9 protein-coding genes are annotated in these 7,488 nt (G+C 58.2%); 5 read left to right on the top strand and 4 right to left on the bottom strand.

Annotated elements, in window-relative coordinates; all coding sequences use genetic code 11:
- The 3 genes from ACOVRA_RS04735 to ACOVRA_RS04725 all read left to right on the top strand — a co-directional run.
- The coding region (locus ACOVRA_RS04735; RefSeq protein ID WP_421719296.1) for a pyridoxal-phosphate dependent enzyme at nt 1-827 on the top strand (827 nt) is incomplete at its 5' end.
- 28 nt (nt 828-855) lie between these two features.
- On the top strand, nt 856-1,524 hold the full coding sequence (locus tag ACOVRA_RS04730; protein WP_421719295.1) for a glutathione S-transferase family protein: 669 nt from the start codon (nt 856-858) through the stop codon (nt 1,522-1,524).
- A 45-nt stretch (nt 1,525-1,569) separates the two neighbouring features.
- On the top strand, nt 1,570-2,139 hold the full coding sequence (locus ACOVRA_RS04725; protein ID WP_421719294.1) for a hypothetical protein: 570 nt from the start codon (nt 1,570-1,572) through the stop codon (nt 2,137-2,139).
- On the opposite strand, the gene ACOVRA_RS04720 is transcribed toward ACOVRA_RS04725, so the two are convergent.
- Complete coding sequence (locus tag ACOVRA_RS04720; RefSeq protein ID WP_421719293.1) at nt 2,126-3,010, bottom strand: HpcH/HpaI aldolase/citrate lyase family protein; 885 nt, start codon at nt 3,008-3,010, stop codon at nt 2,126-2,128. The two genes, ACOVRA_RS04725 and ACOVRA_RS04720, sit on opposite strands and share 14 nt — an antisense overlap.
- A gap of 68 nt (nt 3,011-3,078) precedes the next feature.
- Here ACOVRA_RS04720 and ACOVRA_RS04715 point away from each other — a divergent pair, with 68 nt between their 5' ends.
- The gene (locus ACOVRA_RS04715) at nt 3,079-3,912 is read left to right on the top strand and encodes a bifunctional hydroxymethylpyrimidine kinase/phosphomethylpyrimidine kinase (protein WP_298226985.1); all 834 of its coding nucleotides are present in this window, start codon (nt 3,079-3,081) and stop codon (nt 3,910-3,912) included.
- 17 nt (nt 3,913-3,929) lie between these two features.
- Nucleotides 3,930-5,063 carry a serine hydrolase domain-containing protein gene (locus tag ACOVRA_RS04710; protein ID WP_421719292.1) on the top strand — a complete coding sequence of 378 codons (1,134 nt, stop codon included), beginning with the start codon at nt 3,930-3,932 and terminating at the stop codon, nt 5,061-5,063.
- Here the strand turns inward: ACOVRA_RS04710 and ACOVRA_RS04705 are convergent.
- From ACOVRA_RS04705 to tsaE, 3 genes are read right to left on the bottom strand one after another with little or no spacing between them, the layout of a single operon-like run.
- Entirely contained in the window at nt 5,033-5,776 is a 744-nt protein-coding gene (locus ACOVRA_RS04705; protein WP_421719291.1) for a nucleotidyltransferase family protein, read from the bottom strand. The genes ACOVRA_RS04710 and ACOVRA_RS04705 overlap by 31 nt on opposite strands.
- Nucleotides 5,773-6,900, bottom strand: a complete 1,128-nt coding sequence (locus tag ACOVRA_RS04700) for an aminoglycoside phosphotransferase family protein (protein ID WP_421719290.1) — start codon at nt 6,898-6,900, stop codon at nt 5,773-5,775. Before ACOVRA_RS04700 ends, ACOVRA_RS04705 begins: the two co-directional genes overlap by 4 nt.
- The gene (gene tsaE / locus ACOVRA_RS04695) at nt 6,890-7,369 is read right to left on the bottom strand and encodes a tRNA (adenosine(37)-N6)-threonylcarbamoyltransferase complex ATPase subunit type 1 TsaE (protein ID WP_421719289.1); all 480 of its coding nucleotides are present in this window, start codon (nt 7,367-7,369) and stop codon (nt 6,890-6,892) included. Before tsaE ends, ACOVRA_RS04700 begins: the two co-directional genes overlap by 11 nt.
- Between the last annotated feature and the right edge of the window lie 119 nt (nt 7,370-7,488).

Below are 7,488 nucleotides of genomic sequence, written 5' to 3'. Positions count from 1 at the left end.
CCACGACTTTCGCTTATCAGCTCAAAGATCGCGAAGGCCTGACCTTTGTCCATCCGTATGACGATGCGGACGTGATTTCAGGGCAAGGCACGATCGGCATTGAAATGCTGGAAGATGCGCCACAACTCGAAACCCTAATTGTGCCCATTGGTGGCGGTGGCTTGATCGGTGGGATCGCCGTTGCCGCCCGTGCGATGAAGAACGATATTGAAGTGGTGGGCGTGCAGACGCGCATGTTCCCTTCCATGCATGCCGAGTTGGCAGGCAAGGAGCCGGGGCCCTTGTGTGGTGGCCAAACCATTGCTGAAGGCATTGCTGTGAAGCAGGCAGGCCGCTTGGGCTTTGAAATTGCCAAAGAATTGGTGCGCGACGTTTTGATCGTCGATGAGGATGACTTGGAACAAGCGATCACGTTGTTCTGCAATGTCGAAAAAACCGTTGCCGAAGGGGCAGGGGCAGCTGGCCTTGCGGCCCTGCTGGCGCACCCTCAGCGCTTTAGTGGCAAGAAGGTCGGCATCGTGCTGTGCGGCGGCAATATCGATTCACGCCTTCTGGCCTCGGTGCTAACGCGGGCTTTGGTACGCGAAAAGCGGATCGTCAGTCTCCGGATTATCGGTGATGATCGTCCGGGACTGTTGGCTGTGGTGTCGAAGGTGATTGGCGATCTGGGTGGCAATATTCTCGAAGTTGCTCACAATCGCTTGGCCCTAGATGTCCCGGCTAAAGGCGCGGAATTTGATATTCTGATGGAAACCCGCGACTCGCGGCACACGCAAGAAATCATCGATGCGCTGGTGGCAGCTGGCTATCCACCCCGCACGATCTAAAATCTAACGCCCACAAAGGACTGGTCCCATGGCTCTGCCGATCCTAACCATTGGCAATAAGAATTACTCCAGCTGGTCGATGCGGCCTTGGCTTGCTTTGAAATGGGCTGGAATTGCTTTTGAAGAGCGGATCATTCCTTTGGGGCCGCGCGGGATGGGTCTAAATCCAGACATCGTCGCAGTAAGCCCATCCGGCACGGTGCCTGTGTTGGAACTTCCAGATGGCGAGAAGATTTGGGACACGCTATCGATTTGTGAATGGGCCCATGAGCAAGCTCCAGACGCAGGCCTTTGGCCAAAGGATGCGGTCGCGCGCGCCCTAGCCCGTTCGGCCACATGCGAAATGCACTCAGGCTTTGCCGCTGTGCGACAGACCTTCCCGATGAATTTAAAGCGGGTGAAGGCGGGTCATGAATGGTCCGAGACGGCGCAAGCCCAAGTACAGCGGATTGACGATTTATTGTGTGGTTTGAAAAGCCGCTTTGGCAGCACTGACAGTCCTTTCATCATGGGTCATCGCACGATTGTTGACGCCTTTTATGCTCCGGTTGCGACCCGGTTCCGCACCTATCGAGTTCCAGTCTCGGCGGCGCTGCAAGCTTGGTGCGAAGCGATTTTCCAAGACCCGGACTTTGCCGCGTGGGACCAAGCCGCCCATCTTGAAACTTGGACAATTGCAGAAACCGATGTGGCCTAGACTGAGGGGCTGCAACCGATTGATGCTGGCCTGCGTATCAAAGCCATGATCCAACGACGCACGCTCCTCCTCTCCGCCCCATTTGCCTTCTTGTCGGCCTGCTCGAAAGCAGAAGCCGTCACGAACACCAGTGACTTAGGAGCCGCCGCGTCTCCTGCCGTTACGGCTTTGGCCCCCCGGGCCAATGAAGTCGTCTGGCTTCAATTCAAGGGTACGGTCCGAACCAGCGAAGCTTTGGCGGATGTACGTGCAGCAACACTGCACCGTGCTGTGATCCGGCGAGCCGCCAATTCAGAGGGCGGGGAGACCAAATTCTTCGACCTTTGGCAAAGTGCTGGCCAACCAGCTGTGGCAGGACCGTCCGCGACCCGCAAACTGCGCTCGCTACAGGACGGCGCAAACGGCTTCTGGCTCGAGCGCGAATTCACCCACCCTGCCTTAGTTAAGGGCGTGGAATCGTCCCGATTAGCCCGCGCTGGTGCCAGCGTTTTGGCGCTTAGCGGCAAACAAGTCTGGCTGCTGACCGGCAGTGTTGGAACAGCTCCGGTCTTAACCGCCGAACAGGCCACACAGTTTAACGCGTGGCTGGCAAGCCTTGGTATTAAGAAGCCATAGCAGCAATTGCATCGGCGATGGCGACGGTTTGCTCGGCCATATCGCGATGCAAGAGCTCAGTCATTTTTCCATCGACTTTCAACACGCCTTTGCCCGCATTGGCGGGGTCCAAGAAGGCTGCAATGACGGCGCGCGCATGGGCTACTTCAGCCTCATCGGGCGCAAACACGCGGTTGCAGGTCTCAATCTGGCTTGGGTGGATCAAGGTCTTGCCGTCAAAGCCGAATTCCAGCCCCTGCCAGCAAATGGCTTCAAAGCCTTCGGTGTTGGCTATGTCATTGTAGACGCCATCAATCACCGCGAGATTATAGAGCCGTGCAGCGGTGACGCTGGCTGCAAGGGCAAAGTGGAACGGTGCGCGGTCGGCGGTCTGCCGGGCGCGGGTTTCCTTAGCAAGATCATTGGTACCCATGACAAAGGCGGCCAAGCGCGTTGAGGTGCTGGACGCAGCAATCGAGGCAATCTCAAGGATAGCCCGCGGCGTCTCAATCATCGCCCAGAGGCTCATGGCGGGAGCGGCACCTAAGGCGTCCATGGCTTCGCTGGCAGCGAGGACTTCGTCGGCAGAGGAGATTTTGGGGAACAAGATGCCATCTGGACCTGCTGCGACGGCGGCTTCCAAATCTTGCGGACCCCAAGGCGAGGTCAGGCTGTTGACGCGGATAATCACTTCCCGCTTGCCATAGCCGCCTGCTTTCACAATCGCCGCTACCGCAGCGCGTGCTTCATCCTTTCCGTCGGGGGCAACGGCATCTTCCAGATCAAGGATGACCGCATCGGCGGGCAAGCTCTTGGCCTTTTCCAGAGCTTTGGCATTGGCACCGGGCATATAAAGCACACTGCGGCGGGGACGGGCCTGGGGAGCGGTCATGAGAAGCCTTTCAAATCGGGTTTGGCTTCTTCTAGCCACAAGCAGCCCCGTGGCGTAAAGAGCGGACCATGCCTTTGGTGCTGATTCTTGGTTCACATGTCGCGGGAAGCCGGGTGGGTGGCACCTTGGCAAGCCTCGCTTTGGCTCAATCGCCCATGAAGATTGATCCGGTGCATGTGCCGACGACCCTTCTAGGTCGACATCCCGGTTGGGGGCCGCCCGGTGGCGGGCCAGTCAGCCCTGAATTGTTTGCTGGCATGCTGGAAGGCATCGCGGCCAATGGGCTATTTGCGGCAGTCGATGGCGTCCTCACCGACTATTTTGCCAGCGCAGAGCAAGTCCAGATTGCCGCCCGGGCCATTGATGCCGTCAAAACCGCCAACCCCAAAGCCATCATTATGGTCGACCCTGTTTTGGGTGATGCGCCGGGTGGGCTCTATGTTGGGCAGGGCGTGGCGGATGCATTGGCGGAGCATTTGGTGCCCCGCGCGGATTTTCTCACGCCCAATTTGTGGGAATTGGGTTATCTGACGCAAACTTCGCCAAAGGATCTCCAGCGAATCCATTATGCCGCCACAGCTTTGGGTCGGCCGTCCTTGATCTCATCGGTTGAGCGGAATGGGGAAATTGGTGGCATGCTGGTCGATGGAAGCCGCGCTTGGCTTGCGACACACGCGAAAGCTGCCCAGCCTCCCAAAGGCACGGGAGACCTGATGGCGACGATGTTTCTTGCCCATTTGATTGACGGTCAAACAGCGCCACAGGCCATGGGCTTGGCTTTGGCTGGTGTGTCCTACACCGTTCAGCGCGCGCAAGAGTGGGGTGCGCAAGAATTGCCAATCATTGCGGCTGGCGATGAAGCGTGGCGGGCTGAGCCCTTGGCCTTGACCCAACTGAGTTGAAGGGTCCAAATGGGGTCATGACTGATCTGGTTTCGCCTTATGTTGCGCCGGGCTTTGAGCCTGTTTTAGATGCTTTCAACTTGAACTTCGAAGAAGGCCTTGAGCTGGGGGCGGGTTTCTGCGCCATCTTAGAGGGTGAAGTCGTCGTTGATTTGGTCGGTGGTCATATGGACCGCGCCAAAACACAAAGCTGGACTCGCGAAACCTTGGTGCCCGTCTATTCAACCACCAAGCCAATTGCCGCCATGGTCATTGCCCGCCTTCAGGATCAGGGCCTGTTGAATTTTGACGATCCGATTGGCTGGCTTTGGCCGGAGTTTACCGAGCATGGCAAAGAAGTGACCTTGGCACAAGCCTTGTCGCATCAGGCAGGCGTACCTGGTTTCCCGGACCCGATTGATCCAGACCTTTGGCTGAATCCGCCTGCTTTGGCAGAAGCCTTGGCCCATGTCGCGCCAATGTGGGAGCCGACAACGGCCAGCGGTTATCACCCTCTGACCTATGGCTATATCGCGGGCGAACTGGCTCAGCGCGCACACGGCACCAGCCTTGGTACGCAATTGCGCGTTGATGTGTGTGAGCCTTTGGACATCGACTTTTGGATTGGGCTGCCCGAAATCCATCACGGGCGCTGCGCTGAAATGAGCCGCCCTAAAGCCATGGCAGAGTTGGGCGAAATCTCGGAAGCCCGTCGAATTGCGTTTATGACGCCTTGGGCCTCGCCTAATCGAGGGGGTGCAGCTTGGCGACTGGCAGAAATTCCTTCCGCCAATGGTCACGGCACCGCGCGATCTGTTGCCACCTTGTATGGCGTCTTTGCCAATAACGGCAAAATCGGCAGCCATCAGATCATTTCGCCAGAAACCATGGCGGACTTCACGAAGCCCCGCATCCGAGGCCTTGATTTGGTCTTGCCTTATGAGATCGAATGGGCCGCAGGCGTTATGCGCAATTCCAATCTCCGCTATGGCAGTAACCCGGAAACTCTAGGCCATTCAGGCTGGGGCGGTTCTGGCGGTTTCGGCGATCCGGCCAAACGCCTATCAGCAGCCTATGTCATGAACAAGCAAACCCCAGCCTTACTCGGGGATGAGCGCGCCGGCCGCCTGATCCAAGCGCTTTATGCTTGTGTGGATGCGCGCAGCGCCTGAAGTTTGGCTTCTGCGTCCAAACGGGCTTGTGGGTCACCGACATGCAGCCAAGGCCCGTCGAGTACGAGGCCATAAAGGCGACCCTTCGGGCTCCATTCGTCAAACCATGTACGGGCGAGCGACCGCTTAGTGGCGGACTTGCCGTCAAACTTTGCTTTAGTCGTGATCTGTACCCCAGCATAGGCGTAAGGCGCGCTCGGCGCCTCGCCACGACGCGTCAGTCGGCCCGCTTCATCCATAAAGAAGTCGCCCGGACCGTCGAATCCTAAAGCTTCATCCAATCGCGCCAATAGAAGCAGGCCATCCATGCGTTCCGGGTCAAAGGCTCCTGCCATCCGCTTGATCGCGGTGTCGTCCAGCCAGAGTGCGTCCGCATTGCAGGTCAGAAGCGGCCCATCTGGAAAGTGGTCGAGGGCGTAAACGAGGCCGCCTTCGGTTTCCAGGGGCTCAGCTAATTCATCTTCGCGCGAAAAGATCAGCTTTGGCGCGCCAGTGCTGCGCGGGGCTAAATGGGCGACCAGTTTATCAGCAAAATGAAAGCTATTGACGACTGCCGTGCCCACGCCTGCTTCGGCCAGCCGGTCGAGCATATGGTCAACCAGGCAACGGCCATCGACGTCAACCAAGGCCTTCGGGCGATCATTGGTCAAGGGCCGCATCCGCGTACCAAGCCCTGCCGCAAACACCATGGCGTGGGTTGGCATCGCGCTCATTCGGCTTGCGCCTGCGTGAATGCCTGTAGCGGCACATAGCGCTCTACCCAGCTTTGCATGTGCTTCAGGCGCGGGTGGGTTAGGACTTGGGCCAAGTGCCCTGCTTCACGCGGCATGAATTGGCGATAGCGCTGTTTCCCGTCGCGCCCAACCAGACGCGAGAAGATGCCTAGAATGCGCAGCGCGTTAATCGCGCCCTGAATGGCCAGTTCTTCATCAAAGGGTGCCCGTTCAGATCCAGTCGCGTCCAAATAAGCACGAATGGTGGCTTCATAGGCTGCGGCGGTTACGTCCCGTCGCGCATCATGCAGCAGCATGGCAAAGTCCCACGCGCGATAGCCGTGCACGGCGTCTTGGAAGTCGAGCAGACCAACCCGCGCTATCCCTTCCCGCTCTGGAAGCCAGAGGATGTTTTCAGCATGATAGTCGCGCAAGGTGAAAGCGCGCGGATGGGTCAGGATTTCGCCAATCAAGGTATCGCGAATGTCAGCCCATTCGGCACGGGCGTCGGCACTAAATCCATCAAGGCCTAGGAAGCGCGGCGTCCAGTCGACAAATAAGTTTGCATTTTCACGCAGGGCAATCGCGTCAAAATCAAGGATGGGCCAAGGACCCATGGGCGAGGGTAGGCTCTGTGGAATGGGGGTCTGATGCAGGGCCGCCAGCGCTTCACCAGCCACATGATAAAGCTCGACCTCGTCCGCGCGGCCCTCGGCAATGACCCGCGCATAAAGATCGTCGCCCAAATCCTCTACGACGGCAACACCTACGGGCGCATTCACGGCCAAAGTATCGGGCGCGGAGAAGCCGTGGCTGCGCAAGTGATTGCCGACGGCGACAAAAGCCTCCACGCGGGAAGCAGCTAAGCGCGACAGCGCATTCCAGCCTAGGGCTTTGCGGCTCACTTCATCCGCGCCGGGCGGGCAAGGCCCATCTTCATTGCCCGGCGGGGCTTTCATCAAAATGGCGGTCCGGCCATCATGGCTCAAGCGCTCGTAGGAGCGGGTCGAGGCATCTTGGTCAAATTTTTGCCGATCCGCTTGGCCAAAGCCTGCCTCATGCAAAGCTGAAGCGATCGCCGCCTCAAATCGGGTGGCTTCAAGCGTGGGAGAGTTAGAAGTCATGCAGGCGAGATTTCCAGTTCGTCGTCGGCGAGGCCGAGACATGGGCGCGGCGATGATCACCAATAATGATGATGTGGATGTCGAGGTGTCGGGGTGACAGATGTGGCCCCGCTTTATCTGGCCATTCAACCAAGCTGATGACCTCGTCAAGCTCTTCCCAGCCCAATTCCCAGACATCTTCGGGGTCTTCAAGGCGATAGAGGTCGAAATGTAGCAGTTCCGGCGCGTCTGGCTGCTCGTCGGGATCCGGCTGATACCGCTGGACCAGTGTAAAAGTCGGGCTTGGAACTTCGGTGTCGCTGTCGAGATAGGTAGAGATCAGCCCGCGCGCGAGAGAGGTTTTGCCAGCGCCTAAATCGCCCCGCAGTGCCAAGCAATCGCCAGCTTGTACCACTTTGGCCAAGCGCGCGCCTAAGTCGCGCGTATCGCGATCGGTCGCAAGGTCGAGTGAAAGCAACAAGTCCATCATCAATTTGTCGTTAGAAGAGGTTGGCCGCGCGGTCAAAACTACTCGCTGTTGAAAGCAAGCTAGACTAGGTTTGTTTGCATGTTTTCTTGGCCCAGCCTTCTTCTCCTCGCAAGCCCAGC

The sequence above is a fragment of the Aquidulcibacter sp. genome, from assembly GCF_049239865.1.
In the GTDB taxonomy this organism is placed as follows: Bacteria; Pseudomonadota; Alphaproteobacteria; order Caulobacterales; family Aquidulcibacteraceae; genus Aquidulcibacter.
Note: the sequence above shows the minus strand (reverse complement) of the source record. Positions and strands in the feature narration are given on the sequence as shown.